The 953-nt window shown below is 68.6% G+C and carries 2 protein-coding genes; both read right to left on the reverse strand.

Going from position 1 to position 953, the window contains the following annotated elements; all coding sequences use genetic code 11:
- Positions 1 to 335, reverse strand: a 335-nt coding sequence (gspM, locus tag JCM9942_RS20390; protein ID WP_256202420.1) for a type II secretion system protein GspM, incomplete at its 3' end; no start/stop codon positions are given.
- A gap of 216 nt (positions 336 to 551) precedes the next feature.
- On the reverse strand, positions 552 to 758 hold the full coding sequence (locus JCM9942_RS16870; RefSeq protein ID WP_054660992.1) for a PilN domain-containing protein: 207 nt from the start codon (positions 756 to 758) through the stop codon (positions 552 to 554).
- Between the last annotated feature and the right edge of the window lie 195 nt (positions 759 to 953).

Here is a 953-nt window from a genome sequence, read left to right on the forward strand (position 1 = left end):
GGGCGCAGATAGCCAGCCAGCTCGAAGGCCGCATCCAGTCCGCCGCCACTGGCGCCCGGCGGCGTGGCGGCGGGTTGGGCGAGGATATCCAGACGGGTGAGCTCCAGATAAGGACTGCCACTTTCCAGGGCATGCAGCACGGCGATCAGCTCGCGGTTGCCGCAGCGCAGCCGCGCCTGGATCGCAACGCGCACGAAGCGCCCGCTGTGATCGGCCGGCAACGGCGAGCGGTCACTGATCGCGCAGCTGCGATTGCCCGGACTGGCCTGGCGCACCGCCGTTTCCAGCCGCTGCACCAGCGCCGAGGCCGCCCGCTCGGGCGATAGCTCATCCATGAACCGGGTTGCAGGGCCAGTTGCTGTTGCGCCTGTTGCAGGCGCTGGGCGATCTGCGGCGCCTGCCGCAACTGCAGGGCGATGCGCTGCTGGCGTTCCTGCAACGCCGCCACCTGCGCATCCACCTCCTGCAACGGCCGGATGAACAGCGGATGGATCAGCAGCAGATAGACCAGCGCCAGCGCCAGCAACAGCAGCGCCAGGGCCAGCCAGCGGTCACGGCGTGTGGGGGACAGCGCCATCGGCGGTCTCCATCACGGGCGGTTGCAGCTCGGCAACGAGCGTGAAGCGGTCACGGCCGCCCGTCGATTGCAACACGCCGGTCAATGCCGGTGTCTTCCAGTGCGGAGAATCCTCCAGCAGCGGCACCAGCGCCGAAGCGCTGCCACTGAAGCCGATCAGCTGCAGGCGGCCATTTTCCACGTCCAGTTTTTCAACCAGGTGTCTTCCGGCAGTCGCAGGCTCAATTCGTCGAGCAGCCCGGTCATCGCCACCTGCTGCGTGCCGCGTTGCGTGAAAAACGCCTGTCCATCGAGCAGATCCTGCAACTGCTGCGGCTGCGCGGAACCGCGCGCGCGCGCGCCGCCAATCCGTCGACCTGGGTGGCCAGCGCCGCGG

Origin of the sequence: Stenotrophomonas pictorum JCM 9942 (genome assembly GCF_001310775.1) — a bacterium.
Lineage (GTDB): Bacteria > Pseudomonadota > Gammaproteobacteria > Xanthomonadales > Xanthomonadaceae > Stenotrophomonas > Stenotrophomonas pictorum.